This is a genomic window from Bacillus inaquosorum (assembly GCF_023238325.1).
Taxonomy (GTDB): Bacteria; Bacillota; Bacilli; order Bacillales; family Bacillaceae; genus Bacillus; species Bacillus inaquosorum.
In genome coordinates this window covers 3,566,937-3,587,020 of sequence record NZ_CP096592.1, presented here as the reverse complement: position 1 = coordinate 3,587,020, position 20,084 = coordinate 3,566,937, and the positions used below count along the sequence as shown (strand labels likewise).

Here is a 20,084-nt window from a genome sequence, read left to right as displayed (position 1 = left end):
ATGTAGTTGTCAAATCATGTTATTTATAAGAGTGAAATGTTTACCTGTTAACAATATGAAAAATAAAAAATAAACTCATAAGCTTCCCTGTTCAGACGCAAAATACGTGAAAAGGGAGGTGTTTTGATGAGGAAATACACAGTTATCGCTTCTTTGTTCTTGTCTTTTCTTTCAGTTTTGTCTGGCGGCCATCATGAATCGAAAGCTTTCCCTGTTATAAAGCAGGAACCATTCCAAACGCCTCATTACATACCCTTGCTTGAAAATCCTCCTCAAATCGATGTGAAAGCTGAAATGAAAAGCAATCTGATGATTGAGGCTCAAGTGCGTGACAATGAGTATCAAGCATTTTCTGCCTTTCTTTTTTATAAACAAAGTAATGAGCTGGGCTACAAAATGGTGCCGATGGACCCGACACCCGGAGCGATTCACAAGTTTTTGGCGCAAATTCCGAAACGATTGATTTGGAACAGCGAGCTTGAGTATTACATTGTGATTTCCAATGGGAAGCAGCGGGTCGAGTCGGAGACGAAGAAACTGAAGCTTGAAGGATATCAGGCTGATCTCGCCCATATTCCGGAGCTTCTGATCACAGAGCTAGCGGTTGATACGAAGAACACGGGACGTGCAGACGGTTATGAATTTATTGAGATTTATAATACGACTGACAGAACGATTGATTTTAAAGACTATCATATCCGTTACCGCTATCCGAAAGAAGGGCCTGACTCCGATCTGATTTGGAGACCGGATGAAAGGGTCACCATTCCATCTGGCGAAACTTTTGTGGTTTGGCTGAAGCCTGCCGGGCATCCAGAATTGACGGCGGAGGATTTCAATCGATATTACCAGACACAATTAAAGGAAGGGAAAAATCTCGCGGTATTAGAAGAGACAGAGGGGATGGCCAATACCAGGCCGCGGTCAGTTGTGATATCAACGAATACAGGAAAAGATATTTCGGTCGCGCATTATCGGAAACATGCGCTGCGCCGGCTGTCGTCTGTGCTTTACAAGTATCCGCTGGACGGAACCGCAGAACTTCTCAATATTTCAATCGGAGAAAAGAATCCGTCCCCGGGAACGGTATTACAGGCACAAGTTCCTGAGCAGAAACGAAAAATTAAGCTTGATAAAGAAAAGCCGGTCATTGAGGATTTGACTGACCGCAAGCCTGTCCGTCCCGCAGAAAGCATTGAGCTGCGGGCTGATATACGGGACCGCAGTCTTGTGAAAACAGCGGCCTTTTACTACCGGACAGATGAAAACAAACCGTTTAAGCGCATTCTCGCTGAAAAAGACCGCAACGACAATCTCTACCATTATATTGTGTATTCGCCTGAACTGATCGGGAAGGATCAGCTTGAGTATTACGTGGCAGCAGGGGACGGAATCAACGAGGCGAGAACGCCGGTCAAAATGATTGATATTAAACAAACAAGCAAATCGCACGGTTTGCGGATGAACATTGAAAACAGAGACACGCTATCGGGAACTCAGTTTCTCAAAGCGACAACAGACGGGCGCACTAACAGCATTAAGCTGTGGATAGACGGAAAAAAACAAGTGACAGAACCCGCTATGGAAAAAGAAGTGTATTTTGCGTTCGATACGAGAAAAACGAATCTTTACTTTAAAAACGCGGTAACGATGGAAGGCAAAGTGTTAAAGGTATTTGATGATACAACAAATAAATACCGCACCTATTCTGTTCCCTTACCAGAGTTGCTGCTCCGTAAAGGGAAGCAGCTGCAGCGTATTACGATACGATCAGGTTCAAAGGTGTCTCCATTTGATACGGCTGAAAACCGTGATGATTTCTTAGTCAAAAACGCCCGATTGGTGTTATCGGATGGGACGGTGATCAGGGATCAGAGGGTTTCTCCTGAGAAGGAACTCTTTATTGGAGATAATCAGCGCTCGAATAAAAGCTGGCAATTTCAATTCAATCTTCCTGACGGACTGTTTACGTCACAGTTGCTGAAGTGGGATACATCAAAGCTTTCTGAAGGCGCTCACCATATTCAAGCAAGCGACGGCAAGGAAAATGTAAGCTTGGTTGTGCGTGTAGATAATTCGGGGCCGCATATCGAGCCGAATATCACCGAGGGACAAACGTACAAAGGAAACCTCATCCTGCAGGCGGATATGTATGATAAATGGAGCAAAATTGAGGAAGCGGAGGCGTCTTTAGATGGTGAGAGCATTACACTTCCCTACCATACGTCATCTTCTGAACTTTTGCCGGGAAAACATTCTCTAAAAATAACAGCAACGGACCTCGCGGGCAATAAAACAGTAATTGAGCGGACGTTTAAAACAGAACGTGAGCATCCGGATCAGCCGGAGATCATAGACAGCGAAGCCGATACGCATAGGGCTAAGCTTTCTGTGCGGGTGAAGGATCCGACGGATGACCCCATGGATGTCGCTTTTTATAGAGGATTTCAATATACAGCACGAAACAATGTGAAAATATTCAAGCACGCGTCACTGACTGAACCGCCGAAAAGCTTTGTGCCGGAAAGCGAGACCCCCTTTACGAATAAAGAATTGGAGCGGGTATCTGCTGCTGACGGAAAAACAGTATCGACAGAAAAAAAGGAGCTTTTCCCTTATCATCGCTTTGAAGTGACGGTTGATCCGTCAGTTGATGAGAATGACTTGGCGGAAGCGGTCTGGAAGGGAAGTTCTTTGCCGGGAAGAAAGGTGACGATGTATGCTTGGAATTACCGGACAAACGAGTGGCAGCCGGTTGACAGCTTCGTTGCCAAAGATCACAAACCGTTTACGCTGAAGGCGTCAGTAATCGCCTCCGATTTTGTGCGGAAGTCGAAGATGAATGTGATTGTGCAGGATGAAATTCCTCCTGCGAAGGATATGTACACATTTGCCTGGATGTCCGATACACAGTATTACGCGGAAAGCTATCCGCATATTTTTGATAAACAGACCGCATGGATCAAAAGCAATCAAAAGCAGCTCAATATCAAATATGTGTTTCACACGGGTGATATTGTAGATGATTCTGCCGATATCAGACAGTGGAAAAACGCTGATCGGTCAATGTCTGTTCTGGATAAAAGCGGGATTCCTTACGGCGTGCTGGCAGGTAACCACGATGTCGGGCATAAGGACGGCTCATACAGGGCGTTTGGCAAATACTTTGGCAGTCATCGTTTTGATAAAAAATTGCATTATGGCGGTTCTTATAAAAATAACCGCGGACATTATGACTTAATTTCGAGCAACGGCAATGATTATATCATGCTGTACATGGGATGGGGCATTACGGATGAAGACATCGCGTGGATGAATCAAGTGCTGAAGAAGCATCCTGACCGGATGGCTGTTTTAGCTTTTCATGAGTATTTGCTGGTCAGCGGAAACAGAAGCCCGATCGGAGAGAAGATATTCAAAAAAGTCGTGAAGCCGAATCCGAATGTGGTGATGGTGTTAAGCGGGCATTATCATAGTGCGATGAGAAAAACTGATGAACTTGATGATGATGGTGATGGAAAACCGGATCGCCTCGTGCATCAAATGCTGGCCGATTATCAGGGCGGGCCAGAAGGCGGGCAAGGGTATTTGCGTTTGCTGCAGTTTGACCAGGCGAATGATATGGTGCATGTGTCGACGTACTCTCCGCATTTACAAGATAAAAACTACTATGATACGGATACCTACGGCAACAAGGATGAGTTTTCGCTTTCGCTTGATTTGAAGCCGAGGGTCAAAAAGGTGGAAACCGATTATTTTGAATGTAATGTGTATACTAATGAAGAGCTCGGAAAACGGGAGCAAGTGAAGAGCGGGGATACCGCTGAATTCCGCTGGGATGATCTTGAACCGCATTCTGTTTATTATTGGTACACCATTTTGGAAGACAGCTTTAACGGCAAAACGAAATCACCGATCTGGAAGTTCAAGACGAAAAAAGAGACATATCGTCCGTCGCCAGACCAGTTTGATTTTCGCCATGTCTCCAATCCTTAAAAAGGGTTGGAGATTTTTTTATGAAAGCCGGTCCATATAGTGGACAAATGTATAACGGTCGCCTCTGTATACTGATTTTGCATGTTCAAAAGCAGTTCCGTTCTGTAAATACGTTGTTCGTTTGATTAACAGGACAGGCGCCCCTTTTTGAATGCCAAGAATGCTTGCTTCTTTCGATGTTGCAGCGCTTGGTTCAAGCTCCTGTTTTGCACGGGAAATCGGGATGCTGTTGTACTTTTCAATATGCTCGTAAATCGACGACTGAAAATGCGATTCGTTTAATTCACCCGCAAGCTCAAACGGAATATGCGAGGATTCAATCGCCATTGGAATATCATTTGCCAGCCGCACTCGAGTGATTTTATGGATAGGAGAGGGATGCCCGCAGCCTAATAAAGCTGCGAGCTCCTCAGTTGACTCAATTAGCTGATAGTCAATGAGCCTGCTGCCTGGTGTCATCCCGCGGCTTTTCATATCCTCGGTAAAGCTTGTAAGCCCTTGGAGTGCTTGTTCCATTTTTGGCTTGCTGACAAAGGTGCCCCGTCCTTTCAGGCGATAAAGAAAGCCTTCATTGACTAAATTAGAAAGCGCCTGGCGAACCGTCATCCGGCTGATTCCGAATTGTTCGGCATATTCACGCTCGGAGGGAAGAGGCATATCCGGCTGCAGCTCTCCGCTCTTAATTTGGGCTTTTAATTGCTCCATAATCTGATAATAAATCGGAATAGGCGATTGTTTATCGATATTCATAGGTCAGCATGTTCCTTTCAAGGTCTTAATGCCGCGGCTTCACGATCAATCAAAATCGTAACATCGGGGTGCAGGTGCAAAGCCGATGCTGGGAAATCTTCGCTTACGTCTCCTTCTAACAGCTTTCTCGCAGCTTCCGCTTTGCTTTTTCCAGAAATAAGCAGCAGAATGCGCTTGCTTGAGAGAATCGTCTGGATTCCCATTGTGAGTGCTTTTTTCGGCACACTGTCTATTGAAGAAAAATATCTGGCATTCGCCTGGCGGGTTTGTTCATTTAATGTCACAACGTGTGTTCGCGACTTGAAAGGCGTTCCAGGTTCGTTGAAGCCGATATGTCCGTTTCGGCCGATGCCGAGAAGCTGAATGTCAGTGCCGCCAATGGATTCGACTAGTTGTTCGTACCGCCTGCATTCGGCTTCCAGGTCGTCTGCATTTCCATTGGGAATAAAATGCCGGCTTGGCTGGCTGTCGATATGCTGAAAAAAACGAGAATTCATATAGTAGTGATAGCTGTTCGGATCATCGCTTGAAAGTCCGGCGTATTCATCCAAATTAACCGTGGTGACGTTTTTAAATGAAAGATTCTCAGTTTGGTGCAGGCGGATCAGCTCGCGATACGTGCCTTCCGGTGTGCCGCCTGTTGCTAAACCGAGAACGGCGTCAGGTTTTTCCTTGATTGTGTCTGCCGCTATTCTGGCTGCTTTTTGGCTTAGCTCTTCATATGTTTGACATTCAACTACTTTCATATCTGGTCAGCCTCCTTGGATATAAATGCAATGTTTCCGCGGCAGATGGTGAGAATCACCTCGCAATCACTGCTGACAATCACAAGATCCGCATCTTTTCCCTCTGTCACACTCCCTTTTCGGTCAAAGATGCCCAGCTGTTTGGCCGCGTTTGCAGAAGTTATATTAGCTATATCCATCCAAGAGCAATTTGTAAACTCACGCATATGCCGTGCGCCTTCGTTCATTTTGAGGATCGAACCGGCAAGTGTTCCGTCGGAAAGAAGAGCTGTCTTTCCTCTTACCGTCACACTTTGGCCGCCGAACTCGTATACACCATCTTTCAGGCCTTTTGCCCTCATGGAATCGGTAATTAAAATGAGCTTGCTGCTGCCTTTTGCCAAAAAAGCAAGCTTTGCCGCTAAAGGATGGGAGTGGATGCCGTCAGCGATAAGCTCTGTCACAAACCCATCATGGGCTAGCGCCGTTCCGATCACTCCGGGCTCTCGGTGATGAAACGGGCTCATCGCGTTGTAAAGATGGGTCATATGGCTCGCGCCTGCTTTCGCGGCCTCCGACAGTAATGCGGAGTCGGCATCTGTGTGCCCCATCGACGCGATAATCGATTCGCCTTTCAAATAGCGGATCAGTTCAAAATGCTGATCCTCCTCCGGCGCAAGTGTGACGATTTTGATCAGTCCGCCCGCCTCCTGCTGCCACTTTTTGAAAAGCGCAACATCCGAAGGCCTGATCCATTCCTTTGGCTGCGCTCCGGCTCTTTTAGGTGAAACAAAGGGCCCCTCCAAATGAATGCCGAGCAGTTCCGCACCTAATAAAGAGGATTCCTCAGCTGCTTTCCAATCTCTAGCATTTACCAAAGCTTGAGAAATGTGCCCATGTTCCTGGGTAATGGTTGTTGCTAAAAAGCTCGTCGTGCCTTCTTCTGGAAGTCTTGAGGACATGGTGTCGAGGGCGGAAAAGCTTGCATCCATCGTATCTGCGCCATAGCCGCCGTGAATATGAATGTCAATCATCCCGGGAAGCAAAACGGAATCTGCCGGTGCTTGAATCTCTTTTGAGTAAGACTCTTTAGGCCGTTCTGTTGAAACTGTGCTGATTTTTCCGCCATTGATTGCGACATAGCCATTTTTGATTACTTCATTTTCTGTCACGATCGCGATGCCTTTGATAAGAAGACTTTCTGCCATAGGTGATCCGCCTTTCTGGAATATGAATACATTTATTTTACCCCTTTTCAGACTAGTGATCTAGACCAGCTGAGGTGTTTTCCCGTCTTTTATAAAATCTGTTTTAGGTTCAAGCCCGAAAGTGATAAAATGAAAGTATTGTGAGCAAGCTCGGGGCAGCCCGGAACAGGAGGAACATATCGTGGCAAAGGTTCGCACAAAAGACGTAATGGAACAGTTCAATTTGGAATTAATCAGCGGAGAAGAAGGGGTTAACCGTCCGATTACAATGAGTGACTTATCAAGACCAGGCATTGAAATTGCCGGATATTTTACATATTATCCGAGAGAGCGCGTGCAGCTTCTCGGAAAAACAGAGCTTTCTTTCTTTGAACAGCTGCCGGAAGAGGATAAAAAGCAGCGAATGGATTCTCTGTGCACTGATGTAACACCAGCTATTATTCTTTCCAGAGATATGCCTATCCCGCAGGAGCTGATTGACGCTTCCGAGAAAAACGGCGTGCCTGTCCTCAGATCGCCGCTGAAAACGACAAGGCTGTCAAGCCGTTTAACCAATTTTCTTGAGAGCCGTCTGGCGCCTACTACAGCGATTCATGGCGTTCTTGTCGATATTTACGGTGTCGGCGTGCTGATTACGGGAAAAAGCGGCGTCGGGAAAAGTGAAACCGCACTGGAGCTTGTGAAAAGGGGGCACCGCCTCGTTGCCGATGATTGCGTTGAAATTCGGCAGGAGGATCAGGATACCCTTGTCGGAAACGCGCCTGAATTAATTGAGCATCTCCTTGAAATCAGGGGGCTTGGCATTATCAACGTGATGACGCTGTTTGGCGCCGGCGCTGTCAGAAGCAATAAACGAATTACGATTGTCATGAATCTTGAACTCTGGGAGCAGGGCAAGCAATACGACCGTCTCGGACTTGAGGAAGAAACCATGAAAATCATTGATACAGAAATTACAAAACTGACGATTCCCGTCCGTCCGGGCCGAAATCTCGCAGTCATCATCGAGGTGGCAGCGATGAACTTCAGATTGAAGCGGATGGGTCTGAACGCCGCTGAGCAATTTACAAACAAGCTGGCGGACGTCATTGAAGACGGTGAACAAGACGAATAGGAGTTGGCGTTAAATGAATGAAGCGATAGAACCACTCAATCCGATAGCTTTTCAGCTGGGGCCGTTAGCCGTCCATTGGTACGGAATCATTATCGGTCTCGGCGCTTTGCTAGGGCTTTGGATTGCGATGAGGGAAAGTGAGAAACGGGGGCTGCAGAAAGACACTTTTATCGATCTTGTCCTGTTTGCCATTCCGATTGCGATTATTTGCGCACGAATTTATTACGTTGCATTTGAATGGGATTATTATGCGGCACATCCGGGAGAAATCATTAAGATTTGGAAGGGCGGCATTGCCATTCACGGCGGGTTAATCGGCGCCATTTTAACAGGTTATGTGTTTTCAAGAGTGAAAAACCTTTCGTTTTGGAAGCTTGCGGATATTGCCGCGCCAAGCATTTTGCTCGGCCAGGCGATTGGCCGCTGGGGAAACTTCATGAACCAGGAAGCGCACGGCGAGGCAGTCAGCAGAGCCTTTTTAGAAAGCCTGCACCTGCCTGAATTTATCATCAATCAAATGTACATCAATGGACAATATTATCACCCTACTTTTTTATATGAATCACTGTGGAGCTTTGTCGGAGTCATCGCTTTGCTGCTCCTGCGCAGAGCGAATTTGCGGAGAGGCGAGCTGTTCTTGATCTATATCATTTGGTATTCAATCGGAAGATACTTTATTGAAGGAATGAGGACTGACAGCTTAATGCTGACTGATGCACTTCGTATCGCTCAGGTGATTTCAATCGTATTGATTGTTTTGGCTGTGGGAGCCATCATCTTCAGACGGGTCAAGGGGTACTCGAAGGAGCGGTACGCGGAGTAGACGTCAACAAAGGGGGATGAGGGATGAAGAAAATCTTTCTGACTGGTCTTGCGGCAGGTCTTCAAACAACATGGACGCTCGGTAAAGTCATTTTCCCGGTAACACTATTGGTCACTTTGCTCCAGCATACGCCTGTCATGGATTGGCTGGTACGGCTGATCACACCGGTTATGGGCCTGTTCGGGCTTTCAGGTGAAGCGGCTATTCCGCTTGTGCTGGGAAATATGCTGAATCTGTACGCTGGCATTGCCGGGATTTTGACATTGGATTTATCTGTGAAGGAAGTTTTTATTTTAGCTGTTATGCTTTCATTCTGTCATAACTTGATTATCGAATCGACAGTTGCCGCAAAGGTTGGCATCAGAATTGGCGTTATTTTGTCGGTGCGCATCGGTTTGGCCGCTGTGTCAGCAATCGTCATTAATCTCATTTGGCATGGCGGACAGGAAACGGCGCAGTACGGTTTTATCGCTCCAAAGAGTGCAGCGCCAGACGGCTGGCTGGCAATGCTAGCCGAGGGTTTAACGAAAGCCGGACTTGGTGTTTTGCAGCTGGCGGCAATTGTGATCCCGCTAATGATCATCATTCAGTTTTTAAGAGATTTAGGATGGCTGCATCGTTTTTCCAGGTGGCTGTCTCCGTTTACGCAGCTGCTTGGCATGAATAAAAATACGTCCATGACGATGGTGGCGGGACTGACGATCGGTCTGGCCTACGGAGCGGGTGTTATGATCAAAGCTGTCGAGGATGACGGCGTGAGCAGACGGGATATGACATTGGCATTTATTTTTCTTGTTGCCTGCCACGCGGTCGTGGAAGATACACTTGTCTTTATTCCGCTCGGCATACCGGTCTGGCCTCTTCTTCTGATACGTGTCACTACAGCAGTGCTGCTGACAATGATTATTGCGCATACATGGAAAAAATGGAAACCCTCAGCGGTTGGAAAGGAAGCAATATGAGTGACAAACAAGTAACGACAATTCTGTTTGATTTAGACGGAACGCTTATTAATACGAATGAATTAATTATCGCGTCCTTTTTGCATACCCTGGAGCATTATTACCCGAGCAAGTATAAACGAGAGGATGTCCTTGCGTTTATCGGGCCGTCTCTTTTTGACACATTCTCCTCGATGGATGCTGATAAATGCGATGATATGATCGCCATGTACAGAGCGTACAATCATGACATGCATGATTCACTCGTAACCGAATATGAAACAGTGTATGAAACCCTGGATGCATTAAAAAAAGCCGGCTTTAAATTAGGGATTGTAACAACGAAATTAAGAGATACTGTCAATATGGGCCTCAAGCTGACGGGGATCGGCGAATTTTTTGAAACGGTCGTCACCCTCGATGATGTGTCGATGGCAAAGCCTGATCCCGAGCCGGTTCTTTTAGCGCTGAAACAGCTTGGAAGCGAGCCTGGGGAAGCCATTATGGTCGGAGATAATTACCACGATGTGCTGGCAGGGAAAAACGCCGGAACAAAAACGGCAGGAGTCGCATGGACGATTAAAGGGCCGGAAATGCTGGCGAAGCATGAACCTGATTATATGCTTGAGAAAATGAGTGATCTATTACAAATCGTTGGAGTGAAGTAATCTGTGAGAAAAACAGATCGCCATCCGGTCTCGGGGGCTAACTCACTATGGCATGTCTATCAAACGGTGCCTTTTGTAAAGGTTGTCAAAAATTTTATTGTCATTCAAATTGCGAGATATACACCGTTTATAGGGATGAAAAACTGGCTGTACCGCACATTTCTGCGGATGAAGGTTGGAAAGCAGACATCCTTTGCCCTCATGGTGATGCCGGATATTATGTTTCCGGAAAAGATCTCAGTCGGAACAAATACAATTATCGGGTACAATACGACCATTTTGGCCCATGAGTATTTGATTCATGAATACCGGATCGGCAAAGTCCTGATCGGAGACGAAGTGATGATCGGTGCGAACACGACCATTCTGCCAGGTGTGGAAATAGGGGATGGTGCGGTTGTGTCAGCCGGAACGCTTGTCCATAAAGACGTGCCTGCCGGGGCATTTGTCGGCGGAAATCCGATGAGGATTATCTATACGAAGGAAGAAATGCAAGCAAGATTGAAAAATCCCGCTGAATAAACTTCAGCGGGATTTTTCATTTTAAAATTGAGTATTATTGTTTTCGTAAATATGCTGAACGCCAATCCATTTTTGGCCGACATTGGAGTAGCGTGTATTTGTCATTCTGACCGTACTTGTTTTGCTGTCTGTCCGGAATATCGCTTCTTTCATGTTCGTGATGGTGCACTTGTCGATGATCACATCAACGTGGAAGGTTGAACCGCCAAGCTGTCTAATGAACTTTCCGCCATTGTCCGCCGTGAAGTTTTTCACTGTGAATGTGCTCGCTTTATTGATTTGGAAAATCTTATCTGACGCTTTTTGGGCAGAGCCGCCATCGATGGTCACTTTTCCTTCCTTCTTCACCGTTAACGCATCCTCACCAACATCTTCCCACTTCACATTCTGAATGTTAACGTTTCCATAAGTGTGCACGCCATCAGCAGCAGGTGTGCCGAGCACCACATTTTTCAGAGTTGCTCCATCCTCTACACGAAAAACAGGTTCCTGATTTTCGGACTGGCTTCCGTCACCTAATTCTTTCCCTGCTACAAACCGCTGTCCCTTCCCGTCATATGTTGTATTTTTTGGTACGATAATTGTTTCGTGAACCACTTTGTCAGCTGCAAAAGCAGTTGATGATTGAAACTGGCTGAAACCCATAACCAAACTGAACATAAATAGGATAGACACGATTTTTTTCAATGATAAAATCCTCCCCGGATATCTTTAATTTTTGTAAGAGAAGCCTCAGCGTCTTGCACCGGCTTCTCTCACATAGATCGGGGCAAGGCTGAATCTGCTTTAATCATAAAAACAGACAGCCTGAAAGTAAAGATAATTTTGGATGATAAATGGAAAATGAATCGATATTACCGATTGAAACAAAAAGCATGAATATTGTCGTATTTGCTCAGGGTAGAGCATAGGCACTGTGAAAGCGAACAGTTTTCAGCAGTTTACTTTTGAATAACGATGGCTTGGCTGCCCATTTGTTCCCACGCTTTTTCAAAGCTCGTTCTGTCAGTTTTTCTGTTTTTGTAGCCATACGGATCATTGAGATACACATATTTTTCATCATATCCCGTAACGGCGACACTGTGTTCACTGTACGTGATATCTATTGTTCCGTTTGGCGTTTTCCATGTCTGCATGTTGTCAACCGGCGTAAAGTTGGCGGTCGTAATGACCCAAACAGGATTGCCTTTCTCAAGCTGTTCATAAACAGCGGAAATGCTATTTCCAGTCAGGTCAGACACTTTGTTGCCGGCATAGGTTTTCGCCAGCTCATAGATCGGTCCGTGGTAGACACCGAGACCCGGGCCATTCGCCATATCCCCGACAAATCCGTCATTCGGATCACCTTTTAATCCGCTGCTGTATGTCAAAGGCACTGTGGCAATCTGGTCTGCCAGTGTGTTTTTTGTTACGTCGTATCCCGCGTACTTCAGCACCATCGCAAGGCTTGTTACTTCACAGCCGTTATAGAGCCGAGGCGCGTCCATCTGGTTATAAAGGATGACATCCAGCGGTTCGGCGCTTCCCTTCAGCTCCTTTTTGCTGTTCGCAGCCGATTCTTTTTCAGCCTCTTTTTTATCGCTATTGAAAAAAGGAATATCTATATCTTTTGCATTTATTTTAAGTCCGAAAAAAATGACGCCTGAAAGTATGATTAGTATACATAGAGTTCGCAGTGTTTTCATCTTTATCTCCTTGTTCTCTATTTGATTTGTATTATAGCATGCCAAACATAAAGAATTTGAGATATTACGTACCTTTAATCATTTATTCATGATTTTTTCATAATTAGGAGGAGGGCATCTGAATGAAAAATATCCTAACTGAAGTTAAGCATTGATTTTCATTCTTTCATCTGCTAACATATTATCATATTAGCGAACTAAAGGATTCGCAATTTTCCTTCAAAAAATGGCAATGGAGGTGCTCGGGTTGATGTTTATGTTTGAAAAACCGCACGGCATGAGAGATACACTGCCCGGTTTATACGAAACGAAAAAAAAGGTGAGACAATCGTTAACCGATTTGATAGATAAATGGGGATATCAATTTATGGAAACGCCGACGCTGGAGTTTTACGATACCGTTGGCGTGCAGTCAGCGATTGAGGAGCAGCAGCTGTTCAAGCTTCTTGATCAGGACGGCAAGACATTGGTGCTTCGCCCGGATATGACAGGACCGATTGCAAGGGTGGCGGCATCAAAGCTTCTGAAACACGATCATCCGCTCAGAGTCGGCTATGCGGCAAATGTGTTCAGGGCTCAGGAACGCGAAGGCGGACGCCCTGCCGAATTCGAGCAGGTCGGAGTGGAATTAATCGGTGACGGTACGACAAGCGCGGATGCGGAGGTCATTGCTTTAGTAATCGGTGCGTTAAAAAGCGCCGGACTGTCTTCCTTTAAAATTGCCATCGGCCATGCCGGCATTGCGGATGCCCTGTTTGTTGAGGTGCTCGGAAACGTTGAGCGTGCTGATGTGCTGCGGAGGTTTTTATACGAGAAGAACTATGTCGGTTACAGAGAACATGTCAAGTCTCTCCCGCTTTCCTCCATTGATAAAAGCAGGCTGCTTGAGCTTCTTGAATTGCGGGGCGGCATAGAAGTATGCGGACGTGCTGAGGAAATCGTCGATTCTGAGCAAGGAAAAAGCGTGGTTGATGAGCTGAAGGCGCTGTGGGACATTCTTGAGGATTACGGATGTACGGAAAATGTCCGCCTTGATCTGAATATGGTCAGCCACATGAGCTATTACACAGGGATTTTATTTGAAGTGTACGCCGAAAATGTCGGTTTTGTCATTGGAAGCGGCGGCCGTTATAACAAGCTTCTGGGCCATTTTGATTCGCCCGCGCCGGCAACAGGCTTCGGGCTTCGGATCGACCGGCTGATTGAAGCGCTTCATATGAAAGACAAACCTTGTGAAATAGACGCTGTTATTTTCAGCAAAGAGCAGCGGGTGCAAGCCATCGCTTATGCGAATGAAGAACGTATGAAGGGGAACAAAGTAGTTCTTCAAGATTTATCGGGAATTGAAAATATCGATCAGATGACAAAATCTTTTGCAAATGTCACCTATTTTATCGGAGCCAGAAAGGAAGAGCAAAATGGGTAAGTTACTCACAATGGCGATGCCGAAGGGCCGGATATTTGAAGAAGCGGCAGGGCTGCTGCGGCAGGCTGGCTACAAGCTCCCTGAGGAGTTTGAAGATTCAAGAAAACTGATCATTGATGTGCCGGAGGAAAATCTCCGTTTCATATTAGCTAAGCCGATGGACGTGACCACATATGTGGAGCATGGTGTTGCAGATGTCGGGATTGCAGGCAAGGATGTCATGCTGGAGGAGGAACGCGATGTATATGAGGTGCTGGATTTGAAGATCAGCAAATGTCACTTGGCAGTCGCCGGACTTCCGAATACAGACTGGAGCGGCGTAGCACCGAGAATCGCGACAAAGTATCCGAATGTGGCCTCCAGTTATTTTAGAGAGCAGGGGGAACAAGTCGAAATCATTAAGCTCAACGGTTCAATCGAGCTGGCCCCGCTCATCGGCCTTGCAGACCGGATTGTGGATATCGTTTCCACAGGACAGACGCTGAAAGAAAACGGGCTTGTTGAAACGGAGCACATTTGTGACATTACTTCCCGCTTTATCGTAAACCCGGTAAGCTATCGCATGAAAGACGATGTGATTGACGAAATGGCATCCCGCTTATCTCTAGTTGTGGAAGGAGAAACGGCAAAATGAAGATCAAAACCATCAGCGGAGCAGAACGGTTTTCTCTCAAGCGGTCCATAGATGCCGGAACGGATGAGCAAAGAAAAACGGTCCGATCGATTATTGAAGATGTAAAAGCAAACGGTGATCAGGCGGTCCGCAGCTACACGGCGAGATTTGACGGCATCGAAATAGACAGCCCGCTGGTCACAAAAGAAGAAATTGAAAAAGCATACACCTCGCTGGATTCACAGCTGCTTCAGGTGATGAGGCAGGCAATCGAAAATATTAGGGAATATCACGAGAGACAGCTGCAATCCTCCTGGTTTTATCACAGAAAAGACGGCACCATGCTGGGGCAGAAAGTGACGGCGCTTGATTCCGCCGGTGTATATGTGCCGGGGGGAACGGCGGCATATCCTTCATCTGTTTTAATGAATGTCATCCCGGCGCTGACAGCGGGTGTGGAAAGAATCGTTCTTGTGACGCCTCCGGGAAAAGACGGACAGCTGTCCCCAGGGGTCTTAGTCGCTGCTGCCGAGCTAGGCATAAAAGACATTTACAAAATGGGCGGCGCTCAGGCGATTGCGGCGCTTGCGTACGGAACAGAAACCATTGAGCCGGTGGATAAAATCACAGGCCCGGGAAATATTTATGTCGCGCTTGCCAAACGAGAGGTGTTCGGTGATGTCGATATCGATATGATTGCCGGACCGAGTGAAATCGTCGTCCTGGCTGATGAAACAGCGATACCGAGGGAAATTGCGGCCGACCTGCTGTCACAGGCGGAACACGATAAGCTCAGCTCAAGTGTATTTGTCACAGATTCCATGACGCTGGCCGAGGCGGTTTCAGCCGAAGTGAACGAGCAGCTGAAAACCTTGCCGCGAAGAGAAATAGCGGAAGCTGCAGTGAACGATTACGGGTGTATATATGTGGCGGAAACAATGGATGAAGCCATTGATACTGTCAATACACTCGCACCGGAGCATTTAGAAATCATCACACAGTCTCCCGAAGCTTTGCTTGGCAGAATCAAACATGCGGGTGCGATTTTCTTAGGCAGATACAGCCCTGAGCCTGTCGGAGATTACTTTGCCGGACCGAACCATGTGCTTCCGACAAACGGAACAGCCAGATTTTCAAGTCCATTAAACGTAACCGATTTTCAAAAGAGATCGAGCATTATTTCTTACAGTCAATCGGCCTTTGAAGAACATGCCGAAAGCATCGCAGCTTTTGCCAGACTTGAAGGATTAGAAGCGCATGCCAGATCAATTGAATCGAGAGAACGGAGGAATTCAAAATGAGAAAAGCGGAACGCGCCAGAAAAACAAACGAAACAGATATTGAGCTGGCATTCGCAATAGACGGCGAGGGACAAGCGGATATCAAAACAGACGTGCCGTTTATGACACACATGCTGGATTTATTCACGAAACACGGACAATTTGATCTTTCCATTAACGCGAAAGGCGATGTTGATATAGATGATCACCACACGACTGAAGATATCGGCATTTGCTTAGGGCAGGCGCTGCTTGAAGCCTTAGGCGATAAAAAAGGAATTAAACGCTACGGTTCAGCGTTTGTACCGATGGATGAGGCGCTTGCTCAAGTCGTGATTGATTTAAGCAACCGGCCGCACTTGGAAATGCGCGCGGACTTCCCGGCGGCTAAAGTCGGAACATTTGATACGGAGCTTGTACATGAATTTTTGTGGAAGCTGGCGCTTGAAGCTCGGATGAACCTGCACGTTATCGTTCATTACGGCACAAACACTCACCACATGATTGAAGCTGTTTTTAAAGCGCTCGGACGTGCGCTTGATGAAGCAACAGCGATTGATCCGCGTGTTAAAGGAATACCATCAACGAAAGGGATGCTGTAAATGATCGGCGTGATAGATTACGGAATGGGTAATTTATACAGTGTCTCAAAGGCGCTTGAGCGTGTCGGCGTTCCGTACTTTGTTTCTGAAAAGCCGGAGGAGCTGAGAGAAGCCGATGCCTTCATTTTGCCGGGGGTCGGTTCATTTGGAGACGCGATGGACAATTTGCGCAACGCGAAGCTCGATCAATTGATTCACGATATGGTCTCAGAGGGAAGACTGTTCCTCGGGATTTGCCTCGGCATGCAGCTTTTATTTGATGAAAGCGAAGAAAACGGCACCGCGTCAGGCCTCGGGCTGTTAAAAGGAAAAGCAGTCAGGCTGAAAGCAGAAGATGGGAAAGGAAACAAGCTGAAGGTTCCGCATATGGGCTGGAACCTCCTTTCCTTTCATAACGAATCTCCGCTGCTGGCTGAAGCAGAAGAAGGCTACGCTTATTTCGTGCATTCTTATTACATTGACGGGATGCAGGAGGACGCGCTTCTGGCAAGCGCTGATTATGGAGTGCGAGTGCCTGCTGTAGTTGGAAAAAGGAACGTCTTCGGCGCCCAATTCCACCCGGAAAAAAGCAGCACGGTCGGAATGTCTATCTTAACCCAATTCACGAAAATGGCAGCAGAACAGAAGGTGAAAAAATGAGTGCTTTTACATTATATCCGGCAATTGATATGAGAAACGGCAAATGTGTCCGCCTTGTTCAAGGAGATTATAATAAGGAAACGATATACGGCGATTCACCTTACGACATGGCCGCGTTATTTGCGAGTGAGGGTGCCGGATGGATCCATCTCGTTGATCTCGACGGCGCAAAAGAAGGGAAAAGGGTAAATGACCGCCATGTGATCGAGATTGCCCAAAAGCTGGACCTGAAAGTTGAAATTGGCGGCGGGATCCGTTCCGAAAGTGACGTCTATGAATACTTATCAGCAGGAGTCGATCGGGTGATCCTGGGGAGCTCAGCTGTCTCTAACCCACCGTTTGTAAAAAAAATGCTGAAACAATATGGCGAGAAAATTGCAATCGGACTGGACGCGAGAGACGGCTTTGTTTCAACAGAGGGATGGCTGGAAACATCAACCCTTAAGGCAACCGAACTCGGCAAAGAGCTTGCCAATGAAGGTGCGGAAGTCTTTATTTTTACTGACATCGCGACAGACGGAATGCTGTCAGGCCCCAATATTGAAGGCACTGTCGAGCTTGCGAAGGAAACGGGGAAATCTGTGATCGCTTCCGGCGGAGTCAGCTCCGTCGCGGACCTCGAAGCCCTCGCCCGCTATCAGGCGGACGGCGTTTCTGGAGCGATCATCGGAAAAGCGCTGTATACCAATCAGTTTACGCTGAGCGAGGCGCTTGAAAGGGTGAAGCGGAAATGATTACAAAACGGATTATTCCATGTCTTGATGTTAAAGAAGGACGCGTTGTCAAAGGAATTCAATTTCTTGAATTGAAGGATGCCGGTGACCCAGTTGAACTGGCGGAAGTGTACGACCAGGAAGGCGCGGATGAACTCGTTTTTCTTGATATCTCTGCCTCGCATGAAGGACGCAAAACGATGGTTGACGTTGTGGAGCAGGTTGCCGCGAAGCTCGCGATTCCGTTTACAGTCGGCGGCGGCATCAATCAGCTCAGCGATATGAAAACGATTCTGCGTGCCGGAGCGGACAAAGTTTCGGTTAACACGGCAGCTGTTCTCCGCCCTGAGCTGATTACAGAAGGAGCCGAGTTTTTCGGTTCTCAATGCATCTTCCTTGCCATCGATGCCAAGTATGACCAAGAATCTGAGACATATAAGGTCTACACGCACGGCGGCAGAAAGAAAACAGATTGGGAAGTCACAAGATGGGCAAAAGAAGGCGTCAAACGCGGAGCTGGAGAAATATTGCTGACAAGTATGGACTCCGACGGTGAGAAAAAAGGCTTTGACCACAGGCTGACAAAACTTGTTTCTGAAGCTGTCACCGTACCTGTTATCGCCTCGGGAGGAGCGGGAAACGCGCAGCATATGCTTGAGGCTTTTACAAAAGGAGAAGCCGACGCCGCGCTTGCCGCCTCTATTTTTCATTATAAAGAAACATCGATTAAAGAAGTGAAATCATACTTGAAAGAGCACGGGGTGAATGTGAGATGAAACAGGCAGATGAACTGCGTTTTAACGAGGACGGATTAATTCCTGCCATCGTACAGGATGCGGCAAGTAAAGAAGTGCTGACACTTGCCTATATGAACAAGGAATCGTACGAAAAAACGCTGGAAACAAAAGAAACATGGTTTTACAGCCGCTCGCGCCAAGCGTTATGGCATAAAGGGGAAACCTCAGGGAACACGCAAGCCGTCAAAGGTATCCGGTATGACTGCGACCAGGACGCGCTGATCGTACTCGTAGAACCGTCCGGCCCAGCATGCCACACTGGCAGCTACAGCTGTTTTACAAAGGAACAATCAGAAGAACAGGCTGCGGGCCGATTCGGCATCATTAACGAACTGGAGCGCGTGATCGCGGAACGCCAAGCGGAAATGCCTGAAGGAGCTTACACCACTTACCTTTTCCGAGAAGGTGTTGATAAGATTTTGAAAAAAGTCGGTGAAGAAGCATCCGAAGTCATCATCGCCGCGAAGAACCGAGACCACGAGGAACTCAAATGGGAAGCGGCAGACCTGCTGTATCACCTGCTTGTCCTGCTCAGAGAGCAAGCTCTGCCGCTGGATGATGTGCTAGACGTATTGAAAAAACGCCATTCTGAAAAGTAAGAGGATGGGAGCTGTCTTATATGGCAGCTCCTTTTTTTATGTATCTTTATGACTGATCCATCGTGTTATTGATAGGAGGGATCTTTATCCTGTTTCATTAGTCCTCCTTCTGTGAATCCAGGTGAAACCGAGTCTAATTTCCTATTTATCTAATTTTATCCATGTTGTAACATAAACGAGGATAAAATAATCACTTTGTAACAGGGTCATTAGTATGATTTTGATAAATCAGTTTAAAAACCCGTGGAGGTTCGTAATGAAAAAGATCATCTTTATTTGCTTCAGCTTATTACTTGCCCTGACAGGAGGATGCAGTATGAACGACAATGATAAAAACAACACAAATGACAATAAAACAGAAGCCCCAAAACCAAAAGACATGGATCCAAAAGACCTGCCGCAAGTTCCTGCGTTTCAGGATGAGAGAACGAGAGAGTACATGGTGTCAACGAAAGAAGAGGAGCCGGGGTATTATTTGCTTGAGTCTAAGTTGAAAGGATTTAGGATGTTGTTTCCGGAGGATGCGAAATATCTATCAAGAAGATCATCTTTAACTGGGAAAAACAAAGAAAGTATTGGTTTTAATAGTTATGATAAAGTCACCAATGTAATGTTTGATGGCCATGTAACATATTACAAAGAAGAAAGTTTTGTGAATGAACCTGAGACAATGCTAGATATTGTAAGTGGAAAAAATGATTATAAAGGTGAATACAAAAAAAGTAGCAAAAAGAAAACGGATATCTACTTTGCTAAGAAAAAAGACATCTTTGACAATATTGATAGAAAATATAATTATTCATACAGTTACTTCGGATATGTGAAATCTACAGAAAAAGATAACCTAGGAGTAGAATACGCCTTTACTTTCGGATGCAAAAATGAAAATCAACCATGCTCTTTAGATGAAGAAAAGGCTAAAAATAAAGTTGAGAAATTAATTAATTCTATCACCTTTTTAATAGATAAAAAGAAGAAATAAG

At 46.3% G+C, this 20,084-nt stretch carries 20 protein-coding genes; 15 read left to right on the top strand and 5 right to left on the bottom strand.

The genetic code is table 11. The features are described from left to right. The first annotated feature begins 126 nt into the window (after nt 1–126). Nucleotides 127–3,996, top strand: a complete 3,870-nt coding sequence (locus tag M1M80_RS18210) for a lamin tail domain-containing metallophosphoesterase family protein (RefSeq protein ID WP_060399579.1) — start codon at nt 127–129, stop codon at nt 3,994–3,996. 18 nt (nt 3,997–4,014) lie between these two features. Here M1M80_RS18210 and nagR read toward each other — a convergent pair whose 3' ends face one another. From nagR to nagA, 3 genes are read right to left on the bottom strand one after another with little or no spacing between them, the layout of a single operon-like run. Beyond that, nucleotides 4,015–4,746, bottom strand: a complete 732-nt coding sequence (gene nagR / locus M1M80_RS18205) for an N-acetylglucosamine utilization transcriptional regulator NagR (protein ID WP_003235409.1) — start codon at nt 4,744–4,746, stop codon at nt 4,015–4,017. 17 nt (nt 4,747–4,763) lie between these two features. Next, the gene (nagB, locus tag M1M80_RS18200) at nt 4,764–5,492 is read right to left on the bottom strand and encodes a glucosamine-6-phosphate deaminase (RefSeq protein ID WP_003235408.1); all 729 of its coding nucleotides are present in this window, start codon (nt 5,490–5,492) and stop codon (nt 4,764–4,766) included. Then, nucleotides 5,489–6,679 (bottom strand): N-acetylglucosamine-6-phosphate deacetylase, encoded by a 1,191-nt coding sequence (nagA, locus tag M1M80_RS18195; RefSeq protein WP_060399578.1) that lies wholly within the window; start codon nt 6,677–6,679, stop codon nt 5,489–5,491. The genes nagB and nagA overlap by 4 nt, the downstream gene beginning before the upstream one ends. 181 nt (nt 6,680–6,860) lie before the next feature. On the opposite strand from nagA, the gene hprK reads away from it, so the two are divergent. Genes hprK through hprF form a run of 5 tightly spaced genes read left to right on the top strand, consistent with a single transcriptional unit; the run spans nt 6,861 to nt 10,747 of the window. Next, nucleotides 6,861–7,793 (top strand): HPr(Ser) kinase/phosphatase, encoded by a 933-nt coding sequence (hprK, locus tag M1M80_RS18190; RefSeq protein ID WP_003235406.1) that lies wholly within the window; start codon nt 6,861–6,863, stop codon nt 7,791–7,793. A gap of 13 nt (nt 7,794–7,806) precedes the next feature. Continuing rightward, the gene (gene lgt, locus M1M80_RS18185; protein ID WP_003235405.1) at nt 7,807–8,616 is read left to right on the top strand and encodes a prolipoprotein diacylglyceryl transferase; all 810 of its coding nucleotides are present in this window, start codon (nt 7,807–7,809) and stop codon (nt 8,614–8,616) included. Between the two features lie 23 nt (nt 8,617–8,639). Further along, nucleotides 8,640–9,578: a nucleoside recognition domain-containing protein gene (locus M1M80_RS18180; protein ID WP_060399577.1), complete on the top strand. Its 939-nt coding sequence runs from the start codon at nt 8,640–8,642 to the stop codon at nt 9,576–9,578. Next, on the top strand, nt 9,575–10,225 hold the full coding sequence (gene ppaX / locus M1M80_RS18175; RefSeq protein ID WP_003235403.1) for a pyrophosphatase PpaX: 651 nt from the start codon (nt 9,575–9,577) through the stop codon (nt 10,223–10,225). Before M1M80_RS18180 ends, ppaX begins: the two co-directional genes overlap by 4 nt. 3 nt (nt 10,226–10,228) lie before the next feature. Beyond that, nucleotides 10,229–10,747: a heptaprenylglyceryl phosphate O-acetyltransferase gene (gene hprF, locus M1M80_RS18170; RefSeq protein WP_060399576.1), complete on the top strand. Its 519-nt coding sequence runs from the start codon at nt 10,229–10,231 to the stop codon at nt 10,745–10,747. 21 nt (nt 10,748–10,768) lie between these two features. Here hprF and pelC read toward each other — a convergent pair whose 3' ends face one another. Further along, on the bottom strand, nt 10,769–11,434 hold the full coding sequence (pelC, locus tag M1M80_RS18165) for a pectate/pectin lyase PelC (RefSeq protein ID WP_003235401.1): 666 nt from the start codon (nt 11,432–11,434) through the stop codon (nt 10,769–10,771). 254 nt (nt 11,435–11,688) lie between these two features. Beyond that, a complete protein-coding gene (locus M1M80_RS18160) occupies nt 11,689–12,432 on the bottom strand; it encodes a C39 family peptidase (protein ID WP_060399575.1) in 744 nt (247 codons plus the stop codon). A 250-nt stretch (nt 12,433–12,682) separates the two neighbouring features. Between M1M80_RS18160 and M1M80_RS18155 the strand changes: the two genes are divergently transcribed. From M1M80_RS18155 to M1M80_RS18115, 9 genes are all read left to right on the top strand, one after another. Further along, a complete protein-coding gene (locus M1M80_RS18155) occupies nt 12,683–13,858 on the top strand; it encodes an ATP phosphoribosyltransferase regulatory subunit (RefSeq protein WP_060399574.1) in 1,176 nt (391 codons plus the stop codon). Continuing rightward, entirely contained in the window at nt 13,851–14,492 is a 642-nt protein-coding gene (gene hisG, locus M1M80_RS18150; RefSeq protein ID WP_003219799.1) for an ATP phosphoribosyltransferase, read from the top strand. Before M1M80_RS18155 ends, hisG begins: the two co-directional genes overlap by 8 nt. Then, a complete protein-coding gene (hisD, locus tag M1M80_RS18145; RefSeq protein WP_003235394.1) occupies nt 14,489–15,772 on the top strand; it encodes a histidinol dehydrogenase in 1,284 nt (427 codons plus the stop codon). The genes hisG and hisD overlap by 4 nt, the downstream gene beginning before the upstream one ends. Next, nucleotides 15,769–16,353, top strand: coding sequence for an imidazoleglycerol-phosphate dehydratase HisB (hisB, locus tag M1M80_RS18140; RefSeq protein ID WP_003235392.1), 585 nt, complete (start codon nt 15,769–15,771; stop codon nt 16,351–16,353). The genes hisD and hisB overlap by 4 nt, the downstream gene beginning before the upstream one ends. Next, nucleotides 16,354–16,992 carry an imidazole glycerol phosphate synthase subunit HisH gene (gene hisH, locus M1M80_RS18135; protein WP_060399573.1) on the top strand — a complete coding sequence of 213 codons (639 nt, stop codon included), beginning with the start codon at nt 16,354–16,356 and terminating at the stop codon, nt 16,990–16,992. Continuing rightward, nucleotides 16,989–17,726 (top strand): 1-(5-phosphoribosyl)-5-[(5-phosphoribosylamino)methylideneamino]imidazole-4-carboxamide isomerase, encoded by a 738-nt coding sequence (gene hisA, locus M1M80_RS18130; protein WP_060399572.1) that lies wholly within the window; start codon nt 16,989–16,991, stop codon nt 17,724–17,726. Before hisH ends, hisA begins: the two co-directional genes overlap by 4 nt. Further along, a complete protein-coding gene (gene hisF / locus M1M80_RS18125) occupies nt 17,723–18,481 on the top strand; it encodes an imidazole glycerol phosphate synthase subunit HisF (RefSeq protein WP_060399571.1) in 759 nt (252 codons plus the stop codon). The genes hisA and hisF overlap by 4 nt, the downstream gene beginning before the upstream one ends. Then, entirely contained in the window at nt 18,478–19,101 is a 624-nt protein-coding gene (hisIE, locus tag M1M80_RS18120; RefSeq protein WP_003235384.1) for a bifunctional phosphoribosyl-AMP cyclohydrolase/phosphoribosyl-ATP diphosphatase HisIE, read from the top strand. Before hisF ends, hisIE begins: the two co-directional genes overlap by 4 nt. Nucleotides 19,102–19,357: 256 nt before the next feature. Beyond that, a complete protein-coding gene (locus M1M80_RS18115; RefSeq protein ID WP_060399570.1) occupies nt 19,358–20,083 on the top strand; it encodes a hypothetical protein in 726 nt (241 codons plus the stop codon). The last annotated feature ends 1 nt before the right edge of the window (nt 20,084 follow it).

Excerpts from the sequence above, each read along its gene's own strand:
- nagB (WP_003235408.1), bottom strand. The coding sequence starts at position 5,492 with ATGAAAGTAGTTGAATGTCAAACATATGAAGAGCTAAGCCAAAAAGCA.
- M1M80_RS18115 (WP_060399570.1), top strand. The coding sequence starts at position 19,358 with ATGAAAAAGATCATCTTTATTTGCTTCAGCTTATTACTTGCCCTGACA.
- nagA (WP_060399578.1), bottom strand. The coding sequence starts at position 6,679 with ATGGCAGAAAGTCTTCTTATCAAAGGCATCGCGATCGTGACAGAAAAT.
- M1M80_RS18155 (WP_060399574.1), top strand. The coding sequence starts at position 12,683 with ATGTTTATGTTTGAAAAACCGCACGGCATGAGAGATACACTGCCCGGT.
- lgt (WP_003235405.1), top strand. The coding sequence starts at position 7,807 with ATGAATGAAGCGATAGAACCACTCAATCCGATAGCTTTTCAGCTGGGG.
- hisB (WP_003235392.1), top strand. The coding sequence starts at position 15,769 with ATGAGAAAAGCGGAACGCGCCAGAAAAACAAACGAAACAGATATTGAG.
- hisIE (WP_003235384.1), top strand. The coding sequence starts at position 18,478 with ATGAAACAGGCAGATGAACTGCGTTTTAACGAGGACGGATTAATTCCT.
- nagR (WP_003235409.1), bottom strand. The coding sequence starts at position 4,746 with ATGAATATCGATAAACAATCGCCTATTCCGATTTATTATCAGATTATG.
- M1M80_RS18210 (WP_060399579.1), top strand. The coding sequence starts at position 127 with ATGAGGAAATACACAGTTATCGCTTCTTTGTTCTTGTCTTTTCTTTCA.
- hisA (WP_060399572.1), top strand. The coding sequence starts at position 16,989 with ATGAGTGCTTTTACATTATATCCGGCAATTGATATGAGAAACGGCAAA.
- M1M80_RS18160 (WP_060399575.1), bottom strand. The coding sequence starts at position 12,432 with ATGAAAACACTGCGAACTCTATGTATACTAATCATACTTTCAGGCGTC.
- ppaX (WP_003235403.1), top strand. The coding sequence starts at position 9,575 with ATGAGTGACAAACAAGTAACGACAATTCTGTTTGATTTAGACGGAACG.
- hisD (WP_003235394.1), top strand. The coding sequence starts at position 14,489 with ATGAAGATCAAAACCATCAGCGGAGCAGAACGGTTTTCTCTCAAGCGG.
- M1M80_RS18180 (WP_060399577.1), top strand. The coding sequence starts at position 8,640 with ATGAAGAAAATCTTTCTGACTGGTCTTGCGGCAGGTCTTCAAACAACA.
- hisG (WP_003219799.1), top strand. The coding sequence starts at position 13,851 with ATGGGTAAGTTACTCACAATGGCGATGCCGAAGGGCCGGATATTTGAA.
- hisH (WP_060399573.1), top strand. The coding sequence starts at position 16,354 with ATGATCGGCGTGATAGATTACGGAATGGGTAATTTATACAGTGTCTCA.
- hisF (WP_060399571.1), top strand. The coding sequence starts at position 17,723 with ATGATTACAAAACGGATTATTCCATGTCTTGATGTTAAAGAAGGACGC.